This is a genomic window from Anatilimnocola aquadivae, from assembly GCF_049819085.1.
Lineage (GTDB): Bacteria > Planctomycetota > Planctomycetia > Pirellulales > Pirellulaceae > Anatilimnocola.
Window position 1 is genome coordinate 7195271 of record NZ_CP187419.1, and the last position, 22118, is coordinate 7217388.

At 58.5% G+C, this 22118-nt stretch carries 19 protein-coding genes; 10 read left to right on the plus strand and 9 right to left on the minus strand.

Translation table 11 applies throughout. The features are described 5' to 3' along the window. Positions 1 to 26: 26 nt before the first annotated feature. From NA78x_RS28460 to NA78x_RS28470, 3 genes are read left to right on the plus strand one after another with little or no spacing between them, the layout of a single operon-like run. Complete coding sequence (locus NA78x_RS28460) at positions 27 to 1424, plus strand: hypothetical protein (RefSeq protein ID WP_425615762.1); 1398 nt, start codon at positions 27 to 29, stop codon at positions 1422 to 1424. A gap of 11 nt (positions 1425 to 1435) precedes the next feature. Then, the gene (locus NA78x_RS28465; protein WP_425615763.1) at positions 1436 to 2368 is read left to right on the plus strand and encodes a dienelactone hydrolase family protein; all 933 of its coding nucleotides are present in this window, start codon (positions 1436 to 1438) and stop codon (positions 2366 to 2368) included. A 31-nt stretch (positions 2369 to 2399) separates the two neighbouring features. After that, a complete protein-coding gene (locus tag NA78x_RS28470; protein ID WP_425615764.1) occupies positions 2400 to 3611 on the plus strand; it encodes a serine hydrolase domain-containing protein in 1212 nt (403 codons plus the stop codon). 59 nt (positions 3612 to 3670) lie between these two features. Here the strand turns inward: NA78x_RS28470 and NA78x_RS28475 are convergent, their stop codons facing one another. Next, on the minus strand, positions 3671 to 4222 hold the full coding sequence (locus NA78x_RS28475; protein WP_425615765.1) for a cob(I)yrinic acid a,c-diamide adenosyltransferase: 552 nt from the start codon (positions 4220 to 4222) through the stop codon (positions 3671 to 3673). Positions 4223 to 4269: 47 nt separating this feature from the next. Here NA78x_RS28475 and NA78x_RS28480 point away from each other — a divergent pair, with 47 nt between their 5' ends. Then, positions 4270 to 5349, plus strand: a complete 1080-nt coding sequence (locus NA78x_RS28480) for a TolB family protein (protein ID WP_425615766.1) — start codon at positions 4270 to 4272, stop codon at positions 5347 to 5349. 17 nt (positions 5350 to 5366) lie between these two features. Here the strand turns inward: NA78x_RS28480 and NA78x_RS28485 are convergent, their stop codons facing one another. Then, entirely contained in the window at positions 5367 to 5732 is a 366-nt protein-coding gene (locus NA78x_RS28485; RefSeq protein WP_425615767.1) for a hypothetical protein, read from the minus strand. Positions 5733 to 5964: 232 nt separating this feature from the next. Between NA78x_RS28485 and NA78x_RS28490 the strand changes: the two genes are divergently transcribed. Then, entirely contained in the window at positions 5965 to 6279 is a 315-nt protein-coding gene (locus tag NA78x_RS28490; RefSeq protein ID WP_425615768.1) for a hypothetical protein, read from the plus strand. Between the two features lie 9 nt (positions 6280 to 6288). Here NA78x_RS28490 and NA78x_RS28495 read toward each other — a convergent pair whose 3' ends face one another. Further along, positions 6289 to 6879 (minus strand): hypothetical protein, encoded by a 591-nt coding sequence (locus NA78x_RS28495; RefSeq protein WP_425615769.1) that lies wholly within the window; start codon positions 6877 to 6879, stop codon positions 6289 to 6291. A gap of 294 nt (positions 6880 to 7173) precedes the next feature. On the opposite strand from NA78x_RS28495, the gene NA78x_RS28500 reads away from it, so the two are divergent. Further along, on the plus strand, positions 7174 to 8919 hold the full coding sequence (locus NA78x_RS28500) for a PQQ-binding-like beta-propeller repeat protein (RefSeq protein WP_425615770.1): 1746 nt from the start codon (positions 7174 to 7176) through the stop codon (positions 8917 to 8919). Between the two features lie 5 nt (positions 8920 to 8924). On the opposite strand, the gene NA78x_RS28505 is transcribed toward NA78x_RS28500, so the two are convergent. Beyond that, a complete protein-coding gene (locus NA78x_RS28505; protein WP_425615771.1) occupies positions 8925 to 9680 on the minus strand; it encodes a class I SAM-dependent methyltransferase in 756 nt (251 codons plus the stop codon). A gap of 213 nt (positions 9681 to 9893) precedes the next feature. Further along, positions 9894 to 10649 carry a TylF/MycF/NovP-related O-methyltransferase gene (locus tag NA78x_RS28510; protein WP_425615772.1) on the minus strand — a complete coding sequence of 252 codons (756 nt, stop codon included), beginning with the start codon at positions 10647 to 10649 and terminating at the stop codon, positions 9894 to 9896. A gap of 253 nt (positions 10650 to 10902) precedes the next feature. Here NA78x_RS28510 and NA78x_RS28515 point away from each other — a divergent pair, with 253 nt between their 5' ends. Continuing rightward, entirely contained in the window at positions 10903 to 11934 is a 1032-nt protein-coding gene (locus NA78x_RS28515) for a sugar phosphate isomerase/epimerase family protein (protein ID WP_425615773.1), read from the plus strand. Positions 11935 to 11958: 24 nt separating this feature from the next. Here the strand turns inward: NA78x_RS28515 and NA78x_RS28520 are convergent, their stop codons facing one another. The 3 genes from NA78x_RS28520 to NA78x_RS28530 form a co-directional block, all read right to left on the minus strand. Beyond that, on the minus strand, positions 11959 to 12795 hold the full coding sequence (locus NA78x_RS28520) for an FkbM family methyltransferase (RefSeq protein ID WP_425615774.1): 837 nt from the start codon (positions 12793 to 12795) through the stop codon (positions 11959 to 11961). A gap of 272 nt (positions 12796 to 13067) precedes the next feature. Then, positions 13068 to 15728, minus strand: coding sequence for an ATP-dependent chaperone ClpB (clpB, locus tag NA78x_RS28525; RefSeq protein WP_425615775.1), 2661 nt, complete (start codon positions 15726 to 15728; stop codon positions 13068 to 13070). A gap of 443 nt (positions 15729 to 16171) precedes the next feature. Continuing rightward, positions 16172 to 16339 (minus strand): hypothetical protein, encoded by a 168-nt coding sequence (locus tag NA78x_RS28530; RefSeq protein ID WP_425615776.1) that lies wholly within the window; start codon positions 16337 to 16339, stop codon positions 16172 to 16174. Positions 16340 to 16831: 492 nt separating this feature from the next. Between NA78x_RS28530 and NA78x_RS28535 the strand changes: the two genes are divergently transcribed. From NA78x_RS28535 to aqpZ, 3 genes are all read left to right on the plus strand, one after another. Continuing rightward, positions 16832 to 18997: a DUF1553 domain-containing protein gene (locus NA78x_RS28535; RefSeq protein WP_425615777.1), complete on the plus strand. Its 2166-nt coding sequence runs from the start codon at positions 16832 to 16834 to the stop codon at positions 18995 to 18997. 82 nt (positions 18998 to 19079) lie between these two features. Next, positions 19080 to 20336, plus strand: a complete 1257-nt coding sequence (locus tag NA78x_RS28540) for a DUF1501 domain-containing protein (protein WP_425615778.1) — start codon at positions 19080 to 19082, stop codon at positions 20334 to 20336. Between the two features lie 228 nt (positions 20337 to 20564). Continuing rightward, positions 20565 to 21284 carry an aquaporin Z gene (gene aqpZ, locus NA78x_RS28545; protein ID WP_425615779.1) on the plus strand — a complete coding sequence of 240 codons (720 nt, stop codon included), beginning with the start codon at positions 20565 to 20567 and terminating at the stop codon, positions 21282 to 21284. 11 nt (positions 21285 to 21295) lie between these two features. On the opposite strand, the gene rpiA is transcribed toward aqpZ, so the two are convergent. Then, a complete protein-coding gene (gene rpiA / locus NA78x_RS28550; protein WP_425615780.1) occupies positions 21296 to 21982 on the minus strand; it encodes a ribose-5-phosphate isomerase RpiA in 687 nt (228 codons plus the stop codon). Positions 21983 to 22118 lie beyond the last annotated feature (136 nt).

Below are 22118 nucleotides of genomic sequence, written 5' to 3' on the forward strand. Positions count from 1 at the left end.
CTGCTTTTTCCTGGCGGAGATCTCGCATGAATTCGTACTTCGACCGGCGCATGTTTTTGCAAAGCTCAGCGGCCGCACTGGCCGCGGGAGCGATCGGCGAAGGGGACTTTGTCGCCGCGCAAGATGCCGGCCAGCGACCGAAGGTCGACGACTCGGTAAGGGTGCTGAATCCCAACAACCGCGTGCCCGTCAGTTTCATCATCGACGACTCCACCTGCCTAGTGAACGTCGCCCACTTCTGCATTCCGCAGTTCGCGGAAGTCTTCCCCGACAGGTACCTGCAGGACTGGCGGAAGTTGCCGCGCGAGATTCCCGATTCGTTCGTGCGCGAGTTTGGCGAGTGGTGCCACGACAAGGGCGTGAAAGGCAAGTACAGCATCGTTCCCTATCCGTGCTGCGTGGGCTGGGTCGATCGCGAAATGCCGGGCTGGACAAAGAAGCAGTTGCAAGACAGCTTGCAACTCGTGCGCGACCTGATGCTTCCCGATTGGGACATTCATCCCGAGATGATCACACACACGTGGGCCATCAACACCGCGACTGGCCGCCCCTACGAAGAACGCAACGAACGGACAATGGAGAACTGGGGCTTCAGTGTTGGTAAAAGCGTCGATGAACTGACCAACTATCTCAGTTATGCCCTCAAGATTTTGAAGAACGCCGGCCTCCCTTGCGAAGGAGTCACCACTCCCGGTGGCTTTGGCAATAAGGTACTGCCGAATCTTTCGCAGGCCACATTGCAGGCCTGCCGCGATGTGTTTCAAGCCGAGATTCCGCACTACTTTCGCCATCTTTACGACAAGGGCGATCGCAGCGTGGCACCACGCGTCGAGTATGCGAGCGGCTTAAACGGCGACAATCCCAAGTGTGCCGTTTCAATCATCGGCTGCACCGGCGATTGGTTCGGCGGCTGGGATGGTCTCACGCCGGGCAATGTGAACCAGTTCATCTATCCCGACGGCAGCGGCGGCCGGATGGTCGAAGTGATCGACCGCGGCGAACCAGCGATCATGGTCTGTCACTGGGCGGGCATCTATTTCAACGGCGAGAAGATCGGCTTCAACATTTTCAAAGAGATCGTCAAGCGACTCGAAGCCAAGTACGGTCAACAAATCAAATGGATGAAGCTCAGCGAAATTGCTCGCTATTGGGCCGCGAAGGAACTGACGACGATTGAACGAGTCGAGAAGGGACTGAAGTTGCGTGCTCCCTTCGCGACACCAAACTTTACGGTTCGCCTGCGCAGGGTCGAAGACGACTCTCGCCTCTTTATCAAAGGTGGGGATCGGCGTATTGAGCTGAAGAGAGCAAAAGACGATGAGATTCTTGAGACTGGTGAATACCACTCCGATGTCGGTTCTCTCACCGCCTGCTTCGATCTGCCCAAAGGTGAAAGCCAGCTCGAAATCACTCCCCGCACTTGATTGCACTTGTCATGAAACCCACTGCCGATTTCAAAGACCGCCTGCTCACTTGCCTCGGCGGCCCGTGGCCCGAGGCGCCACCGCTGGAGGCGAAGATTCTCTCGACCGAACAACTCGAAGGTGTGAAACGCATCAAGGTGTCATACCAAGCTGAGCCTGGCGAAATCGTGAACTCCTGGCTGCTCGTTCCGGACTCGGCGAGCAAAGATAAACCGGCTGCCGGCATCTGCCTCTGGCATCAACACAACGGCGCTTGGCACCTGGGTGCTTCCGAACCGGCGGGTCTGGCCGGCATGCCCATGCATCACACGGGCTTGGCTCTCGCGCGAGAAGGTTATGTGGTTCTCTGTCCCGATGCTCTCGGCTTCGGTGAACGGGAGAAAGGCTACCAGCAGAAAGGTGGCGCGCTGGAGCGGTTTTTGTTTTTAAAATATGTCGTCGAAGGGAAGTGTCTTGCCTGGAAGCACATCATCGATATGCGCCGGGCCGTGGACTATCTCGTCTCGCTCCCCGAAGTTGATGCCAACCGCATCGGCTGCTACGGCCATTCGATGGGTTCGACGCACACCTGGCTGGTCGGTCCCTGGGAGCCTCGCTTGAAAGCGCTCGTGGGAAATTGCTGCTTGCCGACGTACTCGGCCATTCACGAGAAGCAGATGCTCCACTGCTTTCCAAATTTCATTCCCGGGCTTTATCAATATGGCGATACGCCCGATATCGCCGCCCTCATCGCACCTCGCGCGCTGCACCTTAATCTGGGCGATCAAGACGGCGGCAGCCCCATTGAACATGCTCGTGAAGGGATCTCTCGCATCGAGAAAGCCTACCAGGCAGCTCACGCCGAGAAGAACTTTTCGTACTTCATCGAAGCCAACACCGGCCATGTCCTCAGCCCCGCGATGTGGGAGCGAGCGAAGGCTTTCTTTGCGAAACACTTGAGTTAACATCGATCAAACCAATCCACGGGAGTCATTCATGTCGATTGCCTTTTCTCGCTTTTCTTTCCTGTTACTCGTCATCGGCTTTACTCTTTGTCTCGAACCCGCTCTTGCTCAAAAATCCAACGAAAGCGCGAGCAAGCTGACCGCGGCGATGCAGCCGTTTGTCGAGAGTGGCGAAGTGTCCGGGCTGGTTGCAGTAGTCGGCAATGCCGATGGCATTCAGTCGCAGACGGCTTTGGGACTGCAGAACATCGAGGCCAAGCAGCCAATGAAAATGGACTCGCTGTTTCGGATTGCCTCGATGACCAAGCCGATCACGGCGATCGGCATCATGATCTTGCAAGACGAAGGCAAACTGTCGGTCGACGATGATGTGGCCAAGCACCTGCCCGAGTTCAAAGGACTGCAACTGTCGGTGAAGGAGAATGGCAAAGAGGTGCTGCGGGATCCAGCGCGGCCGATCAAGATCCGCGACCTGCTTACCCACACCTCGGGCTTGCCCGGTGGTTATCCCGGCGAGCTCAAGAACTTGTACTTCGATCGGCAGCACACCTTGGCCGAGGCAACGACCGCAGCGGCCAAGCAGCCTTTGCAATTTGAACCGGGAACGAAGTGGGCCTATTGCAACTCGGGCATCGATGCTCTCGGGCGCACCATCGAAGTGAAGTCGGGCAAGTCGTACGAAGACTTTCTGAGCGAGCGAGTCTTCAAGCCGCTGAAGATGGTCGACACCACTCCTTATCCGACCGACGACCAACTCAAGCGTCTCGCTGGCTTGTACGACCGCAAAGAAGGCAAGCTGGTGTTCGCCAACTACGTCTTGCTCGGTCCCGTGAAGAATGCCAAGCACCCGATTCCCGCGGGCGGACTCTATTCGACCGCTGCCGATCTCGCCCGGCTCTATCAAATGATGTTGCACGGTGGCGAACTCGACGGCCAACGCATCCTCTCGAAGGAAGCCGCCAAGCAAATGACCAGCTTGCAAACCGGCGAGATCAAAACGGGCTTCACCGACGGCATGGGCTTTGGGTTTGGCTGGGCCGTCGTGCGAGAACCCACGGGTGTTCACGCGATGATGTCCACCGGCACCTACGGCCACGGCGGCGCTTTCGGCACGCAAGGCTGGATTGATCCCGATAAAAAACTCTTCGTCATCCTGCTCATTCAGCGCATCGGCATGGCTAACGCCGATGCCTCGCCACTGCGCAAAGCGTTGCAGGATGTAGCGGTGGAGACGAAGAGATGAATGGCTGAAGCCGAATCGCCGTGTGTACCACGTCTCCTGCCCCCTTCAACCCTTCCTCCCTACCCCGGTTTTTGCCACGGAATTTCTACCTCTCCCGCGAGCACATTCGCTGCGCGGGCAGCGACGAACAGGTAGTCGCCAAGGCGATTGAGATACTGAATCACCCACTCGGAAACATTCGCGCCACTGGTCTTTGCCAGAGTGACCACATGGCGCTCGGCGCGACGACACACGCCGCGGGCCAGGTGAATGGTGCACGCCGCGCGATTGCCAGCTGGCAAAATGAACTGCGTCAGGGGCGGCAAGCGATCGTCGAATGCGTCGATGTCCCCCTCAAGCTGCCCAATCTGCGCTTCGCCAATCCACGCGGTCCCCATCGCCTGTGGATCGGGCGAAGCAAGCTCTGCACCCACGGCGAACAGGTCGTTCTGCACGCGCGCCAGCGTCGCTTCGATCTCCAGCGGCAGGATCTCGCAGCGAGCGAGGCCCAGCACCGCGTTCAATTCGTCGACGGTGCCATACGCTTCAATCCGAGGATCGTCCTTGCGCACGCGTGGTCCGCCGAAGAGGCCAGTTTCACCCGCGTCGCCCGTCTTGGTATAAATCTTCATAGCTACTTTTGACAATTCAAACGAAATTCACGCCTGGGACAATCTTCATGCAACACGCAACCTGGCTCACATCTCTGGCGATTGCCATTACCACTGTCTCACTGCTGCACGCCCAACCCGCGGGTGTCGGCAAACCGGCCGATCCCGCCAACTCGATCGAGAAGAACTTTCTCACGGGCACGCGACAGCTCACCAGCGGCATGACCAAGGCTGGCGAAGGTTACTTCTCGCCCGATGGCCAGACGATTGTCTATCAGGCTCAGCCTTTGGATTACCCGTTCTACCAGATTTTTACGCAGCCACTCGCCGGTGGTCGGCCGACGCGAATCAGCACTGGCCGTGGCCGCACGACGTGTGCTTATTTTACGCCGGATGGCAAGAAGATTCTGTTCGCGTCGAGCCATCTCGACCCCAACATCGACAAGACCGAAGACGACGAACGGAAGCAGCAAGAGGCCGATAAAAAAGCCGGCGTTCGCCGCCGCTACAAGTGGGACTTTGATCCCTACACCGAAATGTTCGAAGCCGACCTGCAAGGAAACATCCTCAAGCAGTTGACGAAGGAAAAGGGCTACGATGCCGAAGGGGCCTACTCGAAAGACGGCAAGCTGATCGCCTTTTGCAGCGACCGCGATGGCGACGCCGATATCTACGTGATGAACTCCGATGGTACGAACGTCAGGCAACTGACCGATGCTCCCGGCTATGACGGCGGGCCATTCGTTTCGCCCGATGGCAAGTGGGTGATCTTTCGCAGCGATCGCAAAAAGGCTGAGCACCTGCAACTATATGTGATTGGTGTCGACGGCAAGAACGAAACGGCTCTGACGGATACCAATGGCGTGAACTGGGGCCCGTATTGGCACCCGACGGAACCCTACATCATCTGGTCGGGTGCCGATCACTCCGATCCGACCGCTCGCCCCAACTACGACCTCTGGCTGGCCAAGTACGAAATCAAAGACGGCAAGTTCACGCTCGGCGAACACACGCGCATCACCGACTTTGCCGGTGCCGACGTCCTGCCCGTCTTCTCACCCGACGGCAAGCAGCTGATGTGGACCAGCACTCGCAGCGAAGATCACAGCAGCCAGTTGTTCATTGCCGACTTCAACCTGCCGAAGTAGATCACGGCAGGAGTTGGCTACTGCAGCGAGTTGACGACGCGGCCGTAACTCCACAGGACGATCTGTGCAGTCAGCCAGATCAGCAGGGCTGTCCAGGCCAGGACGGCGAATGTCAGCGAGATTTTTGAGCGCAGCGAAAATGCTTTGCTGAACCATAGCAGCGGCAGGCCGAGCGCACCCGTGACGAAAAAGAGCAAGCTCAAGAGGAGCTTCGGATTGTCGCGAAGTTCGCTCCACGAAGCGCCGCTGGCAGGAACTTCGGTAGCACGCGCCGCGACAGCATATCCAGCGCCTGCATCGCCAGTCGTGCCCGCCGCGCGAACAGGAACTGCCTGTTCGTCGGACTGCTCTTCGACCGTCGCGTCGAGGGGTTGGTCACTCATAATTACTTGACCGCGTCACTTTGTCGGCCGAAACCCAAAGCCGGAAAATTGGTTGAATCAAGCAGCGACCAATATGTTCGACCCGCCCGCACGATGGAACGGGGGTAGCAAGTTCGCTTATATTGGGGCGCACGCAATGTCAGGAAAGACAAAAAACAGCCTAGCTAAACTCTTCTCCAAGACCTGCTGATTTTCGACGAATACCGGCTTGGTTGGCGATGGATCGCCACGCGTGAAACAACGGCGCGATTGTTACGGCACCGAAATTTTTGCCAAGATTGAAGACATGCACAGTACTCGCTCCGTCGCGCCGATGGTCTCCGTTATTCTGCTCGTTCTGCCGCTGTTTTATCTCGCCAGTTACTTCGCCCTGGTGAAGCCGGGGACGGAAGGAACCAGCGTGCGCGATGGAGTCTCGGAGCCCGTGCATCCGTACTGCTACAATAGCGGTCTCGCTGCCACCGTCTTTGCGCCGCTGGAAAAGCTCGACCGCAAACTTCGGCCTACCGCCTGGCAGACGAAGTTCCCGCCGCTGCTGAATTCGTAAGATGAATCCTTACGGATCTCGCCGCGGTGCTGGCGGCGGCGGAGGCGTGGGCAAGCGGATTCCTGGCGGAACTGTCCCAGGCTCGAAGGGCGGCGTCAGCGTGGGATTCGGAATGATTCGCGGGCCTGACTGTGGCGGCGGAGCAGCGCCGGAAAGGTTGTCCGGTGTTTCGACGAGCTTGCTGTCCTTCATTTCCAGGATGAAGAGCAGGCCTTTGTCTTGCGACTGCATCTCGGTCGAAGAGCAACGCCCCTGAACCGTTACCTTGCTGACGCCCGGTTGGATCAGGGCCAGATCTTTGCGTGCTTTGGCATCGAAGTAGAGTCCGACCATCACGTCGAGAGCCCGCTCTTCGTGCCCCGTTCGCTCGAAGATGACTCGGTATCCAGGTTCTTTCTTGTCTTCGCTGGGCATCCGTTCAATGAGTTTGACGGTGCCGAAAATCTGCAACGTTTGGTCTTTCAAATACTCATCGACAAACGCATCGTTCTTGGCCCCCGCAGCAATCTGCTCAAGCGTGAACGGCTCCAACGCTTCTTGTTTGGCAGGGTCGTTCTCGGCACCCAGCAACACCGCGATCAGTAACAAAGCAGCCTGCATCGCCCCACTCCTTCAGCCCACAGGCTGAACCAACCATCTACTTGTGATGAGATCTACCAAGCGCCAATTGTCGATAGAACCGCCTTGGCAAGCAAGATGAATGTGGACGGCGCGATCCGCTAGAATGATGCCCACCAAGATTCAACAAGTTGCGAGTAGCACTTTATTGCTTCAGCAGTGCGCTGCTTGCCCCTTGGCAATATCTGGCCGTGCTCAGCGAACAAGGGCCAAACGGAGTTAGCCATGTCAGTCGATGCGTCTGCAATTGCGAAGAGTCCCGCCAGCGAACCTGCAATGCCTCGAGTCCCCTGGCTGATGCCGGCGATTGTGCTCGTCATTTTGTATTGGCTCGCGCGGGGCGCTGCGACGTTCCTCTTTCCGGGCACCATGGCCCAGTTCATGACGCTCTTTTATGCGCCGCTGGTTCTCACTTTGGCACTCATCATCTGGTGGCTTGGGCTCAGTAGGCTCGCGTGGGCCGATCGCCTTTGGGGACCGCTGGCATTGATCGCCACCGGTCTTGCCATCGTGCCATTTGTCGATCGCTCGATGCCACTCTCGCTGATGTTGTTTGCCTTGCCGCTCGCAGCCTCGCTGGCAATTGGCTGGTTGCTCATTACTCGCGGCGCTGCCGGCTGGGGTTTGCGGTTTGGCTTGCTGGCCATCTGCGCTCTAGCCTGGGGCTATTACGCACTGTTGCGCTGCGATGGCGTCGATGGCAATCTCGTCGGTGACATTCAGTGGCGCTGGAGCCCTTCGGCCGAAGAACGCTTTCTGGCCGAGCGAACTTCCGCCGCCGATCAGAAGCCAGCACTGCCCGCTGCCGAAACGCCTGTGCAACTCGTTGCCACCTCGGCCGACTGGCCAGAATTTCGAGGCGTCAATCGCGACAGTCGCCGCGCGGGCGTCCGTATCGATCCCAACTGGAAAGATCATCCACCCCAGGAGCAATGGCGCAAGCGCATCGGCCCGGGCTGGGGCACGTTTTGCGTCGTGGGTGACTATCTCTTCACGCAAGATCAGCGCGGTGAAGAGGAAGCAGTCGTCTGCCTCGATCGCGATACCGGCGAGGAACGCTGGGTTCACACGTACAAATCGCGATTCTGGGAAGTGGTGGCCGGCGCGGGCCCGCGAGCCACACCCACCTTCCACGAAGGCAAGCTCTTCGCCTTCGGTGGCAGCGGCATCTTGAATTGCCTGGATGCTGCGACCGGCAATTTGCTGTGGTCGAAGAACGTCGCCGAAGATGCCAAGGCAACCTTGCCGATGTGGGGTTTCAGCAGTTCGCCACTCGTCGCCCATGGACTTGTCACGGTCTTCGCGGGCGGGCCCGATGGCTCTGAAGTCATCGCCTACGACATTGCCACCGGCGAGCGAAAATGGTCGGCCGGTAAGGGCAAGCTCAGCTACTGCTCGACGCAGCTGCAGCGTGTCGGCGAGCACGAGCAGTTGCTCATTGCCAGTGATGAGGGACTGGAGTCGTTTGATCCGGAAACAGGCAAACTACTCTGGGATCACGAGTGGGCCATTCAAGGGATGGCGCGCGTGGTACAGCCTCATTGGCTAGGAGACGGCAAGTTGCTCGTCGGTACTGGCTACGGGCACGGCACTCGCTTACTTACGATTACACCCCAGGGTGACGAGTGGAACATCGACGAAGGCTGGACCAGCAAGGAACTGAAGCCTTACTTCAACGACTTCGTCACGCACGAAGGTTTCGCCTATGGTTTCGATGGCAGTCTATTCACGTGCCTCGATCTGAGCACCGGCAAGCGAGCCTGGAAGAAAGGCCGCTATGGTCACGGCCAGGTACTGCTTCTCAGCGAGCAAGGCTTGCTCGTTGTCGTTTCCGAAGCGGGCGAGGTGATCTTGCTCGAAGCCAATCCCCAAAAGCACGTGGAGCTTGGCAAGCTCGCGGCGCTGAAAGGAAAGACCTGGAACCATCCGGTCGTCGCTGGCGATCAACTCCTCGTCCGCAATGGCGAGGAAATGGCCAGTTACAAGTTGGCTTTGGAACAACCAGTTCAGCAGCCGCAGTAAGCGACCTAGTTAACCACCTGCACCGAAGCTGCGTAGCGAGAATCTCGCGAGATGACGCGTACGGTGCGATTGAAGTCGCCCATCCATTCGATCAGGGCCTTCCACTCGCCTTCTTCCCAGTTGTCGTACACGCCTGACTTCTGCCAGTCGCATAGTTCGTCGAACACGATCACCGAACCGGGTACCAGCCGCTCGTTAAAAGCTCGGAGCGTGAGGATGGTCGACGAGTACAGGTCCGAGTCGTTGTGCAGCAGGGCGATCGGACCAGGATTCTGCTTCAGCCAGGGGACGAGCGTGGCGTCGAACCAGCCTTTGACCAGACAGACGTTTGGCAGGACTTTCGGCAGCGAGGGAACGTGAAAGCGATCTGCTTTGAGGATGCGACCATCCTTTCCCATAATCCAATCGTGCGGCAACCCCTCGAACGAATCGAAGCCGAAGACGCGCGCGTCGGTCCGCTTTGCCGCCCACTTGGCGAGCCAGTTCAGCGAGCGGCCTTTGTACACGCCACATTCGACGATGTGTCCTGCACTGGGGATCAACTGAAACGAGTGATGAAGCTGATCGATCGTGTTGGCAAACGCAGGTGCTTGCCAGAAGTGGTCAATCTTCAGCGTCTTGGCCGAGTGGACTGCATCGGGATTGGCGCGACGTTCGCCTGCGTGTCCGAGTTGCTTCCAATCGCCAAAGCGTGGTCCGAGAATCGCATTCGGCAGCCGACCACCGCTAATAGCGCGCAAGAACTTGGACAGTGTGCTCATGGCAATTTGCTCGCGACAGAACTTGAGAAATGATGGGGCCAAATCACCCGTAACGACTATTACGAATGTATCGGCGTGCCCCGTCCGTTTGGCCACGTCGATCAACATCATTTCTTGGCGAGACAATCGTGCTAGCGAACGCTATTTTTTGCAGCTTGCCTGGACTGACAAACTGCAGAGTCTCTTCCGCTTCGCATTTTGCTTCATCCCGACTTAGCTCACCACTTGAATTGTCGCGGCAAATTGGGCATGACGCGAGATGACGCGGACGGTGCGATTGAATTCGCCCATCCACTCGAGCAGGGCTTTCCATTCGCCTTCCGCCCAGTTGTCGTACACGCCCGACTTTTGCCAATCGCATAGTTCGTCAAAGACGATGACGGTGCCGGGAACGATCCGGTCGTTGAACGTCTTCAGCGTGAGAATGGTCGACGAGTACAGGTCCGAGTCGTTATGCAGCAACGCGAGCGGGCCAGGGTTCGCTTGCTTCCACGGCACGAAGGTGGCATCGAACCAGCCTCGCACCAGGTGGACGTTCTCGATCACTTCGGGCAGCGCGGGCAAGGCAAAGCAATCGGCTTCGCGTGAGCGGCCATCTTTGCCAACGACCCAATCGTGCGGCAGGCCTTCGAACGAGTCGAAGCCGAAGACGCGGGGATCTTGGCGCAGGGCAGCCCACTTGGCCAGCCAGTTGATCGACTTACCGCGAAACACGCCGCACTCGATGATGTGCCCGGCTGCGGGAATGAGTTGAAACGAGTGGTAGAGGTGATCGATGCGGTTGGCAAACTCGGGCGAGTTCCAAACGTGCTCGATCTTCAGTGTTTCAGCGGTTCGCACGGCATCGCCATCGGTGCGGCGGTCGCCCGAGTGTCCCAGCTTTTTCCATTCGCCGAACCGCGGCCGCGAGAGGAGCTTCGGCCAGCTTCCGCCAGTGATCGAACGAATGAGAGTCGAGAGTTTGCTCATGACCGTGCTCGGCTGCGAAGTTAAGTTTACGAACGTGCGTCCCTGCCGCGCGGGTTGGCTGCTAGCCGATCGTTTGCTGCTAGCAAGGCCCAGCGCCTGCTCGCGGGATGGTAGCGAACTTGGTGATTTCGCAGAAGAGCGAAAAAATGACTGGCCGGAGCGTGCCAGCAAAGCAATTGCTTCCCGCGCGGGCAGTGCGACAATGGCCAGCGACGTGGTTTCGAATGCCGCCTTTCCTTCGAGGGTTTGATCGATGTCTGGTTCTCCATCTCAGCACGCAAAGTCCGCGCTCAGCCGGCGCGAAGTGATCGGTTACTCCGCTGCGTTTGGCTCGGCGTTTCTAGCTGCCCAGGGTTTGCTAGCCGACGACAAGGCGCAGCCCGTGGCGGCCAAAAGCGCGAAGGAGCCGACCAAGCGGTACGACATGAAGAAGTCGATCAACCTGTGGGCCTTGCCCTATCCACAGAAGATGTCGCTCGTCGAGTGCTTTCAGTTGTGCAAGGACGCGGGCTTCGATGCCGTTGAGGTGAACTACGCCCTGGAGGGTGATCTATCGCCCGAGGCTTCGCCGGCGCAGATCAAAGCGATTGGTGAGCAAGCGCGTAAGATCGGCATCGAGATCAGCGGCGTCTGTTCGTTTCTGTTCTGGCCCTATGCCTTTACGCACGAAGATCCCGAGCGGCGAAAGAAGGGTGTCGACTTGGCCCTCAAGATGATCGAAGCGGCCAGGCTGCTAGGGACCGAGAACTTGCTGTGTGTGCCAGGCTCGGTCTATGCGTCGTGGATTCCCGACGAGCCACCAGTCGCGCACGATGTAGCGATGGAACGTGCGATCGCCGGTGTGAAGCAGATGCTGCCGCTGGCCGAGAAGAACCAGGTGTATATCAACATCGAGAACATCTTCATGAACGGGTTTTTGCACAGCCCGCAGGAGATGAATCAGTTTGTCGATAGCTTTAACAGTAAGTGGGTGAAGGTTCATTTTGATACCGGCAATATCATGCAGTATCACTTTCCCGAGCACTGGATTCCGCTACTCGGCAAGCGCATCCAAAACATTCACCTCAAGGAGGCCAGCAAGAAGGTGCACGAGTTCAATCTCAACACCTTCCGCCTGCTGCTCGATGGCACCACCAACTGGCCAGCCGTGCTCGCGGCCCTCGAAGACACCGGCTATCGCGGCTATCTCACTTTCGAATACTTCAATCCGTTCCCTCACTGGCCCGAAGCGATCGTCTATCACACATCCGATGCCATGGACCGCATGCTGGGCAGAAAGGCCTGATTTTCCAGCCTATCCCACAAGGGCCTACGCAGCGCGCTTCGCTGCCAGTCGCTTGGGTACGCAGAACAGATCGTAGTGCGGGCGAGACATCAGTTCGTCTCGTCCCAGTGGTTGTCCCCGATAGTTGTCGTCACTTTCGAAGAGCCGAACTTCATAGCCCAGCTCGCTGAGATAGTCGTACAGCTTGACTCGCTGTTCGTTCGACAAGTGCTTGAAGACTTCCGCCTTGATGTAAGGCTGTTGCTTCACCAGCAGATTCTTCAGCGACGAAAGAACGTAGTAGTCGTAACCCTCGGCATCGACCTTGATGAAGCGAATCCGCGAGACCAACTGCGGATGATGCTTCGCCAGGTAAGCTTCCAGATTCTCGCCTCGCACGGTCAGCTTAAAGGCGTGGGCATGTTTCCACTTGCTGATTCCTTCGTGCTTGCCGCCGTTGCAGTAGCCCTCGTCGGAATACTCAAACGTAACGTCGCCAGGCTCGGTCACCGCAGCAAACATTAGTGGCACAATGTTCGTCTTGCTCCGATTTAGCTGAGCGTTCTTTTCCAGCACCGGATAGACATACGGATTGGGCTCCAGCGCCAATACGCACCCCTTTGGCCCCGCGGCCAACGCGAGCGGAATCGTGGTGTCGCCCGAGTGAGCACCGATATCGATCGCCACATCGCCGGGCGAAATGTACTTGCGCAGTTCATGGACCGCGGCCTGCGTCATTTGCTTGTCGGATTCGCCGGGGTGCAACCACTGGGCATATTGCACCAGCCCATCCTGCTGCAATTGAAAGTCGACGACCTTATGCCCGTACTTTTTTGGTGCCGGGCGAATGCCAACTAAATACAACAGCTCTTTGAGCTTCATGGTCGCAATCCTTGCGTGGCCATAGCCAGCACGATCTCCCCAAAATTGAGAGCTCACGCTGGCCCATCGGCGGAGAAGCATAGCGACGACCCGAGTTTGTCCATACCCCAATTGAGCCAGATCGATGGCGATAAAATGCTAGCGACGCGATTGCACCTTGCCTCCCATTGCCCCTCCCTTCGTAGCCCGAAGCCGTGCTTCGGGCCTGCATTATTGCGTGGAGGATCGATCGCGCCGACTGCCCGAAGCACGGCTTCGGGCTACAGCAAAAACTACTTCACCGGTTCCACGACAAAGTCGTCGTTGCGGAAGTCGATCCGCACGCCGGTCTTCTCGGGAATGCTACCGCGGAGCAGTTCCGTGGCGAGCGGATTTTGCAACCGCTGCTGAATCACTCGCTTCAGCGGCCGTGCTCCGTACACCGGATCAAAGCCTTCGCGAGCCAGTTCTTCTTTGGCCGCATCGGAAATCTCGAACGCAATCTCTTGCTGGGCGAGCATGCCGCGCAGCCGACCGAGTTGAATCTCGACAATCCGACTCAGGTCCTCCCGCGTGAGCGGATGGAAGACAATCGTCTCGTCGATGCGGTTCAAAAACTCCGGTGCAAACTTCGCTTGCAATGCTTCCTTCACCGCCCCCTTCATCTCTTCGACCGTACCGCGCTCGCGGGCGATCTCCTGAATCAGTTGGCTGCCAATGTTGCTCGTCATCACAATGATCGTGTTCGTGAAGTCGACGGTCTGCCCCTGACCATCGGTCAAGCGGCCGTCGTCAAGCACTTGCAGCAGCACGTTGAACACGTCGCGATGCGCCTTCTCGATTTCATCGAGCAGCACCACGCAATACGGGCGGCGGCGAACCGATTCGGTCAGCTTGCCCCCCTCTTCGTAGCCGACGTATCCCGGCGGAGCGCCGATCAAACGACTGACGTTGTGCTTCTCGGTGAATTCGCTCATGTCGACGCGTACGAGCGCGTTTTCGTCGTCGAACATCACTTCGGCGAGTGCTTTGCAAAGTTCGGTTTTGCCGACACCCGTGGGCCCGAGGAAAATGAACGAGCCAATCGGTCGATTCGGATCCTGCAAACCGCTGCGGCTGCGGCGCACCGCGTTCGAAACGGCCACGACCGCTTCGTGCTGGCCAATCACCCGCTGATGCAGCCGCTCTTCCATCACCAGCAACTTGGCCCGTTCCGTTTCGAGCATGCGGCTGACGGGAATGCCCGTCCAGGCAGCGACGACTTCGGCGATTTCGTCTTCGGTCACTTCGCGGCGCAGCAGGCGACGGTCCGACTTCTTATTGCCGGATTTGTCGGCTTCGGCGGCTTGAGTTTCGACACGTTCGTCCTGGGCTTCAACCTGCTTGCGCAGCACTTCCCGCTGCTTATGCAACTGCATCAGCTTTTGGAAATCGCTTTCGCTGGGAACAATGCCCGCCGACTGTTTTTCTTTGATCGTCGTTTCCAGCTGCGAATACTCCAGCTGGACCTTCTCCAGCTCTTTGCGCACGCTCTGCACGTCCGACACGCTCAGCTTTTCGGCTTCCCATTGTTCGCGCAGACTGGCGAGCTTGCGTTTAACTTCCGTCAACTCGGCTTCGACTTCTTCGCGCTGCTCGATGGCCGCGTCTTCGCTCTCTTCGCCCAGTTGGCGCAGGGCCATTTCCAGCTGACGTTGGCGTCGCTGCACTTCGTCGATTTCGGTCGGCACGCTGTCGAGTTCAATGGCCAGTTTGCTGGCCGCTTCGTCGATCAGGTCGATGGCCTTGTCCGGCAAGAATCGCTCGGTGATGTAACGCTGCGAAAGCTTCGCCGCGGCAACGAGTGCACTGTCTTTGATCTTCACACCATGGTGCGCTTCGTAACGGGGCTTGAGCCCGCGGAGAATGCCAATCGTGTCTTCGACGCTCGGCTCGCCGATGTACACGGGCTGAAAACGCCGCTCCAGCGCCGCATCTTTTTCGACGTGCTTGCGATACTCATCCAGGGTCGTGGCGCCGATACAGCGCAGCTCGCCGCGCGAAAGCGCTGGCTTGAGCAGGTTCGCCGCGTCCGCAGCACCTTCGGCCGCACCCGCGCCGATGACCGTGTGCAATTCATCGATAAACAGAATCACCTGGCCAGCGCTCTCTTGTACTTCGCGCAGGACCGCTTTCAGCCGCTCTTCGAACTCGCCGCGAAACTTGGCCCCGGCAATGAGTTGCCCCAGATCGAGCGCGATCACGCGCCGATTCTTCAAGCTCTGCGGCACATCGCCCTGCACGATCCGCTGGGCGAGCCCTTCGGCAATGGCCGTCTTGCCGACGCCCGGTTCGCCGATCAGTACGGGGTTGTTCTTGCTGCGGCGCGAGAGGACCTGAATCACGCGGCGGATTTCGTTATCGCGGCCGATCACCGGATCGAGCTTGCCCGCCTGTGCCTTCTCGACGAGGTCGATGCCGTATTTCTTCAGCGCCTGGAATTTGTCCTCCGGGCTTTGGTCGGTCACGCGACCGCTGCCGCGCACGTCTTTTAGTGCGTTCAGCACGTCCTTATCGCGGACGCCATTCACTTGCAGCAAGTTACGGGCAGTCGAGTCATTCTTCGTCAGCGACAGCAGCAGATGCTCGACCGAGACGAACTCGTCCTGCATCTGCTGAGCCTCTTTGGCCGCTCCTTCCAAAATCTGCCCCAGCGCGCGGTTTGGGTTAGGCTGCGAACCTCCCGAGGACTTCGGCAGGCGATTGAGCTCGCCGTCGACCAGTTTCGTCAGCTGGGCGATGTTGACGCCGATTTTCTCCAGCAACGGGCGCACGAGCCCGTCGCGCTCGCTAAGGAGCGTGCTCAACAAGTGGAGCGAATCAATTTCTGGATTGCCCTTCTCGGCGGCCAGGTTCTGGGCTCCAGAAACCGCCTCTTGGGCTTTGATGGTCAGTTTGTCGAATCGGAATGGCATAGGGGTGGGATGAGATGAGAGAAGAGGTGGGCGTCGAGAATGACAGGGTCTCGACCGAACCACCCCTTAAAAGCAAACACCGTTCCAAAGCCAGACCGCAAATCGAATCATCGCTTGGGTGCCTGTCGTTCTGCACAGCGGCAGTTCCTAACTCGTCCCGCGCCGGTTGGCAGTCCAAAACAGACCCCGATCAGGAAATGCGCATTCACAAACCGACCGAATTGTTATGAGGAAACTCGCGCCCTTTAAGACAATTATCGCCTTCCTTATAAAAAACTAGGGGCAGTTTGTGAACACCACCCGGTTGAGCGGGATGCCGTCCAGCCATCCTCCCACACGCCACCGCCCCTGCGGCGGTGGTTCATTGGCTTTTGCGCTACCGGGCCGCAAACTTGGCGAAACAGCACCGGAGTACCGCTTGTTGCTGGCCTACCCAATTTCCATCAGCCACGTTGCCAATTGACCCAAACGACGAATACGACAATCGCTGCCAGCACGATGATTCCGCAGCCGATGGTGATTTGACGAGCCTCTCGCCGGTCATCGGCTTGAAATAGGTAGGCAAAGAACTCCGCAATCGGCGCTAGTAAATAGGATAAAAGTTCGAACATCGCCATATTCTACCCGCTCCTAAAACCGGATTCGCTCATCACAGGCCACCGCCCCTGTGGCGGTGGTTCATTGGCTTTTGCGCTAGCGAGCCGGTACCTTGCCGGAACAGCGCGGAGTACCGCTTGTTGCCGGCCTACTAGCTAACGCAAAAGCCGTCGGCGCAAGTCCGGGGGCGTAGGGTGCAGATTGCGACCCATCAGCGATTGCCACTATTTTCTGCGGTGGGCCGTAACATTCCGCCCTGGCTGGGCCATTCACCTTCGCCCAGCGGAACTGCCCGAAATGGCTACCCCCGATCTGGACGAGAAAAGTTTGACATAAGCCTTTATTTATGATTATGATCGCGTCAGCTGTGCCCCTTCCGCACACTTGTTCGCGCGCTACCTGCCTGTGGGGATGTTTTCCTTTCCGGATACCTCCCCGCACGATACCTCCCCTGTGCCACTGAACTAGCTCTGCTGCTCAACAGCATTGAACCGAAGGAGCAACACGTGAAGCGTTCGGGTTCTCACCACGTTTCGTTGCGATCGATCCTTTCATTGCTCGTATTCTCCTCGGCCATCCTCTCTTGGGGCCTGTCGCGCACCGCGACCGCTGCCGGTCGAGTCGACGAACTCATTGCTCAGACCAACAAGTCGGCCGGGCTGAAGTTGCCTCTGCAGCCTCTGGTCGATGACCCGACGTTTCTCCGCCGCGTCTATGTCGACCTGATCGGCCGCATTCCCACCGAAGCCGAAGTGCGCGAGTTCGCGAGCATGCCGGTGCAAGGCCGTCGCGAAGCTCTCGTCGACAAGCTGCTGAAAGATGGCCGGTTCACCGATCGCTGGACAATCTTCTATGCCGATATGCTCCGTCTGCGTTCGCAGGCCAGCGGCGGCAACGCCCTGATTGCCTACGTCCATCAAGCGGTCGAAACCGGCATGCCTTACGACGAAATGGCCCGCCGGCTGATCTCGATCAACGGCAAAGCGGGCAAGATTCCCGAAGCGGGCTTCGTCCTTTCCGACAATGCCGATCCGCTGGCAATGGCCGCGATCACTTCGCAAGTCTTTATGGGCATTCGCATTGGCTGTGCTCAATGCCACGATCATCCGTTTGACGTTTGGACTCGCAAAGACTTCTACGACATGGCTGCCTACTTCGGCAAAACTCGCCGCTACGAAAGCCAGCTGACGAATGTTGTCTACTCGACCGAAATGGAACAGACCGCCATTCTTTGGCCACCGGAAGGGGAAGTCGCTGCCAAGGAACGGAAGCCGCTCAATCCTCGCTTCCCATTCCAGGTCGTCTCGTTCGCTCAAAAACCCGACTACATTGCCCGGCTCGAAAAGGTGCGCAAGACCAAGGCGGATGCCATCGCCGCTGCCAAGAAGGGTCCCACGATCGATGACCTACTCGCCGAATCTTCGCTGAACGCCAACCAGGTCGCGGCCGGCAAGCTGGGCGAAACGGGGACCGCGAAAGAAACCAAAAAGGATCTGCGCGGCATTGATATTCAAGGCAGCTTGTACCGCAAGAGTGAATACCGCGAGCAACTGGCCGATTCCGTGACCGATCCTCGCAATCGTTACTTCAGCCGTTCGTTTGTGAACCGCGTCTGGAAGAATCTGATTGGCCGGGGCTTTGTCGAACCAGTCGATGACTTCCGCGAAGACAACCCGCCGGTTCATCCCGCCGCGATGGACTTTCTGGCCGATGAGTTCGTGGCCAGCGATTACGACCTGCGAACGCTCGTTCGCCTGGTAGTCACCAGCGATGCCTATCAACGGGCGCATGCCCCGCGTGATGCCGACGAACTGACCCGCGGCGAAATGGAAACCAACCTGCTCGCCACCCCCATGCGGCGCATGATTGCCGAAGCCCTGTTCGACAGCGTGATTACTGCCGGCCACTTGTTCGAGCCCAAGCACTCGGCCGGCAAGAACGAAAAGACCCTCATCGAAAAAGTGCGCGTGCCTAAGGGTGTTAAGCCCGGCGAGATCGCCAAGGCTGGTTCGCTGGCCGGTGCGGGTGGCGGCAACGCAATGGCCGGGATGGCGGGCATGGCCAGTCCGTCGGCGATGGCTGCCAATGGCTATTCGCTGGAAAGTGGCATCGAACTCGACTTTGGTGCCGTGCTGAAAGAGGCGGCCAAGGACGAAGTGGAAGTCGAGACGATGCAAGCCATGTCGCGCGAAGAGATCGAAGCGATGCGGATGCAGCAGGAACGGGGCGGTCGCATGCAGTACGAAGAAAAGATCGTCAAGCGCGTGATCGACGACAACCCGGTCTACAACACCTCGCTGCGGATGCAATCTCCCGCTCCCAACGGTCACTTTTTGCAGGTGTTCGGTCAGCCGAACCGTAGCGACTTGGGCGACCTGCGGGAAGATACCGCCTCGATGCGTCAGGCCCTGATGATGCTCAACGGCCGGCTCTCGCACGAAGCGGCCCGCGTCGGTGACCTGGAACCGATGTACAAGGTTCTCACCGGCAAGGCTCCCGATGTCGAAGCCGGTATCAAGCTGGCCTATCTCGAAATTTTGACTCGCCGCCCCACGGCCGATGAAATCACGGAAGCCAAGCAGATCGTCGCCGACGCAGCCAACCCGCTCGAAGGCATGGCTGACCTGCGTTGGGTGCTGATCAACTGCAACGAGTTCCGCTTTTTGCCTTAAAAGAATCACTGCGAACTTCAAACTACGAACTTCAAACTACGAACTTCAAACTTTCGCTCCCCAGAACCGAAGGAGTTTTTGTATGACTGGTTGCCTCGACTACCGTCTGTCACGCCGCAGCATGTTGGCTGCGAGCGGAGCTTCGATTCTCGGAATGAGCGTTCCCAACCTGCTGGCTGCTGCCGGCAAAGATCACGCGGCCAAGGCCGAGCACGTGATTCTGTTTTGGAACGGCGGCGGCATGTCGCACATCGATACCTGGGATCCCAAGCCAGGTCGCCCGACCGGCGGCGAGCTCGCGCCGATCAACACCAGCGCCAATGGCGTGCAGATCTCGGAGATTTTCCCCCAACTCGCGAAGCAGATGCACCACTGCTCGTTGATCCGCTCGATCGCTGGCACCCAAGGCGATCACGGCCGCGCTTCGCACCATGTGGCTACCAGCTATCTGCCGTTCCCGAACTTGATCTATCCCGGACTCGGCTCGGTGGTCTCGCACGAACTGCCCAACCTGGGCGACTTGCCCGCGTTTATCACTATCAGCGGGCAAGCTCATCGCGCGGGCTACCTGGGCCAAAAGTGCGAAGCCTACTTCGTGCCGCAACCGGGCGATAAGGATCCGTACCTGGCCTTCCCCGAAGGAATCGCCGAAGTTCGCGGCAACAAGCGGCTCGAAACCCTCGAACGCTTCAACAATCGCTTCACCGGTGCCAATAAGGACGAACGCTTGTCCTCGACCAAGACCAGCATCGACGAAGCCGTCAAGCTGATGCGCAGCCCGGCTCTCGAAGCGTTCGAGTTCAGCAAAGAGAAGCCAGAAACCGTCGAGAAGTACGGCGACAACGCTTTCGGTCGTGGTTGCTTGCTCGCCAAGCGGCTTGTCGACAAGGGTGTGCGGTTCGTGCAGATCAACCGCGGTGGCTACGACACCCACAGCAACAACTTCCCCGCGATGCGCAATCACGGCGAAGTGATGGATGCGGGCATGGCCTCGCTGGTGCAAGACCTGGCCGAGTCGGGCATGCTCTCGAAGACGCTGATTCTGATGGTCAGCGAATTCGGTCGTACGCCGGTCATCAACAAGGATGCCGGTCGCGATCACTGGGCCTCGGTGTTCAGCTGCTTCATCGCCGGTGGCGGCATCAAGGGTGGCACGGTCATCGGCTCGTCCGACATCGACGGTGCCCATCCGCAAGACAACCCGGTCAAGGTGCAAGACATCCACGCTTCGGTTTGCCATGCCCTGGGCATAGACCCGAACAAAGAAGTGATGACCCCGCTCCGTCGCCCAATGAAGCTGGTCGACAACGGCACCCCCATCAGCGGCCTCTTCGCCTAATTAGCAAAGTAGCCTTGGCGTCCCGCGACGTAAAACCATCAAGCCCGCGACACCCACTGGTTGTCGTGGGCTTTTTGCTGCGCTTTGCCCAACTAGCCTGATGAGTTAACGACACTCTCTTTGTAGAGTGCCTTGCTCGGCGGCGGTGATTCGCCCATGCTGTACGGCGATGGTTGCCGGTAATGGAAGTTGTTGTTACTGCCCTACAGCTAATTGAAGGATGAGACCATGGACATGGGAAAACGCTGCGCCGCCGAATTCATCGGCACGTTCTGGCTGGTTTTTGGTGGTTGCGGTAGTGCGGTGCTGGCGGCCGCCTTTCCTGATGTGGGCATCGGTCTGCTGGGAGTCTCGCTGGCATTCGGGCTCACGGTGCTGACCATGGCGTTTGCGATTGGGCATATCTCGGGCTGTCACTTGAACCCGGCGGTTTCGCTGGGCCTGGTAACAGGAGGTCGCTTCTCGGCGAGCGAGATCGGTCCGTACGTGATTTCCCAGGTCCTGGGCGGAGTTGCCGGTGCCGGAGTGCTGTACGTCATCGCCTCGGGCAAAGCCGGGTTCTCGCTGGCTGGTGGCTTTGCCTCGAATGGCTATGCCGAGCATTCACCCGGTGGTTATTCGCTACTCGCGTGCTTTGTCGCTGAGTTCGTGCTGACGTTCATGTTCTTGCTCATCATTCTGGGTTCGACCGACAAGCGAGCCCCTGCCGGCTTTGCTCCCATCGCGATTGGCCTGGGACTCACGCTCATTCACCTAATTGGAATTCCCGTGACGAACCTCTCGGTCAATCCCGCGCGGTCGACCGGCCCAGCCGTGCTCGTGGGAGGTTGGGCACTCGCCCAACTATGGCTGTTTTGGCTCGCGCCGCTGGCTGGTGCCGCCGTGGCAGGCATTGTCTATCGCGTGGTGTTCGAAACCCACGAAAGCGACAATCCAAAGAAGCGGTAACGGCTGAAAGGTCATTGTCGATGGATAACTTCGACGCCCTGGCTGCGGCCGATCAACAGTTCATCGATCTCGGACACGAACAGACCGTGTTCGAGCACTCCGGGCAGGGCCTCCAGCCAACGTGCCAGCTCTCCGGGATTGTGGATGGTGCCCACCTCAACATCGAACACGTAGTTCTGCTGGTCGGTGCGAAATTCCAAGCCGTTAGCCAGCCGACGTTTGGTCGGCGTGAAGCCGCGAGCGAGCAAGGTGCGCTCAACAAAGGCACTGGCAAATGGCAGGACCTCCAGCGGCAGCCGCACGCCCAGTCCCAGCACCGAAACCAGCTTGCTCGAATCGGCAATGATGATCGTGCGATCCGAGGCTGCTGCGACAATCTTTTCTCGCAGCAGCGCGCCACCGCCCCCTTTGATCGCCCGCAAGGTGCGATCGATTTCGTCAGCACCATCGATGGTCAGGTCGACGCGCGAGACCGTTTCGAACGGCAACAATTCGAGGCCTACCGACCGGGCCAACTGTTCGGTTGCCAGCGAAGTCGACGTTGCCCGAATTCTCAAACCGGCCGTGACCCGCACTCCCAGTTGTCGCACTGCATGGGCGGCAGTACTGCCGGTGCCAAGTCCCACCAGCATGCCTTCGCGCACTTCTCTCACCGCCGCGGCAGCTGCCAGGGCTTTTTCGGCTTCGAGATCCCCCATGCCGTGAATCCTGTGAATGTGAATTCGTCTTGCGATTGTCGTAGCCTCGCAGTTTACACTTTCTGTGGTGGGCGGAAATTATCGTGTGCCGTGTAAGATTTCGCGGGCTGCCCGGTAGGAAACTCGAAACAGTCCC

What these genes read in the sequence shown, in the direction of transcription:
- NA78x_RS28465 (WP_425615763.1), top strand. Translation starts at nt 1,436, where the DNA reads ATGAAACCCACTGCCGATTTCAAAGACCGCCTGCTCACTTGCCTCGGC.
- NA78x_RS28480 (WP_425615766.1), top strand. Translation starts at nt 4,270, where the DNA reads ATGCAACACGCAACCTGGCTCACATCTCTGGCGATTGCCATTACCACT.
- NA78x_RS28470 (WP_425615764.1), top strand. Translation starts at nt 2,400, where the DNA reads ATGTCGATTGCCTTTTCTCGCTTTTCTTTCCTGTTACTCGTCATCGGC.
- NA78x_RS28510 (WP_425615772.1), bottom strand. Translation starts at nt 10,649, where the DNA reads ATGAGCAAACTCTCGACTCTCATTCGTTCGATCACTGGCGGAAGCTGG.
- NA78x_RS28540 (WP_425615778.1), top strand. Translation starts at nt 19,080, where the DNA reads ATGACTGGTTGCCTCGACTACCGTCTGTCACGCCGCAGCATGTTGGCT.
- clpB (WP_425615775.1), bottom strand. Translation starts at nt 15,728, where the DNA reads ATGCCATTCCGATTCGACAAACTGACCATCAAAGCCCAAGAGGCGGTT.
- aqpZ (WP_425615779.1), top strand. Translation starts at nt 20,565, where the DNA reads ATGGACATGGGAAAACGCTGCGCCGCCGAATTCATCGGCACGTTCTGG.
- NA78x_RS28530 (WP_425615776.1), bottom strand. Translation starts at nt 16,339, where the DNA reads ATGTTCGAACTTTTATCCTATTTACTAGCGCCGATTGCGGAGTTCTTT.
- NA78x_RS28485 (WP_425615767.1), bottom strand. Translation starts at nt 5,732, where the DNA reads ATGAGTGACCAACCCCTCGACGCGACGGTCGAAGAGCAGTCCGACGAA.
- NA78x_RS28515 (WP_425615773.1), top strand. Translation starts at nt 10,903, where the DNA reads ATGTCTGGTTCTCCATCTCAGCACGCAAAGTCCGCGCTCAGCCGGCGC.
- rpiA (WP_425615780.1), bottom strand. Translation starts at nt 21,982, where the DNA reads ATGGGGGATCTCGAAGCCGAAAAAGCCCTGGCAGCTGCCGCGGCGGTG.
- NA78x_RS28520 (WP_425615774.1), bottom strand. Translation starts at nt 12,795, where the DNA reads ATGAAGCTCAAAGAGCTGTTGTATTTAGTTGGCATTCGCCCGGCACCA.
- NA78x_RS28495 (WP_425615769.1), bottom strand. Translation starts at nt 6,879, where the DNA reads ATGCAGGCTGCTTTGTTACTGATCGCGGTGTTGCTGGGTGCCGAGAAC.
- NA78x_RS28460 (WP_425615762.1), top strand. Translation starts at nt 27, where the DNA reads ATGAATTCGTACTTCGACCGGCGCATGTTTTTGCAAAGCTCAGCGGCC.
- NA78x_RS28505 (WP_425615771.1), bottom strand. Translation starts at nt 9,680, where the DNA reads ATGAGCACACTGTCCAAGTTCTTGCGCGCTATTAGCGGTGGTCGGCTG.
- NA78x_RS28500 (WP_425615770.1), top strand. Translation starts at nt 7,174, where the DNA reads ATGCCTCGAGTCCCCTGGCTGATGCCGGCGATTGTGCTCGTCATTTTG.
- NA78x_RS28475 (WP_425615765.1), bottom strand. Translation starts at nt 4,222, where the DNA reads ATGAAGATTTATACCAAGACGGGCGACGCGGGTGAAACTGGCCTCTTC.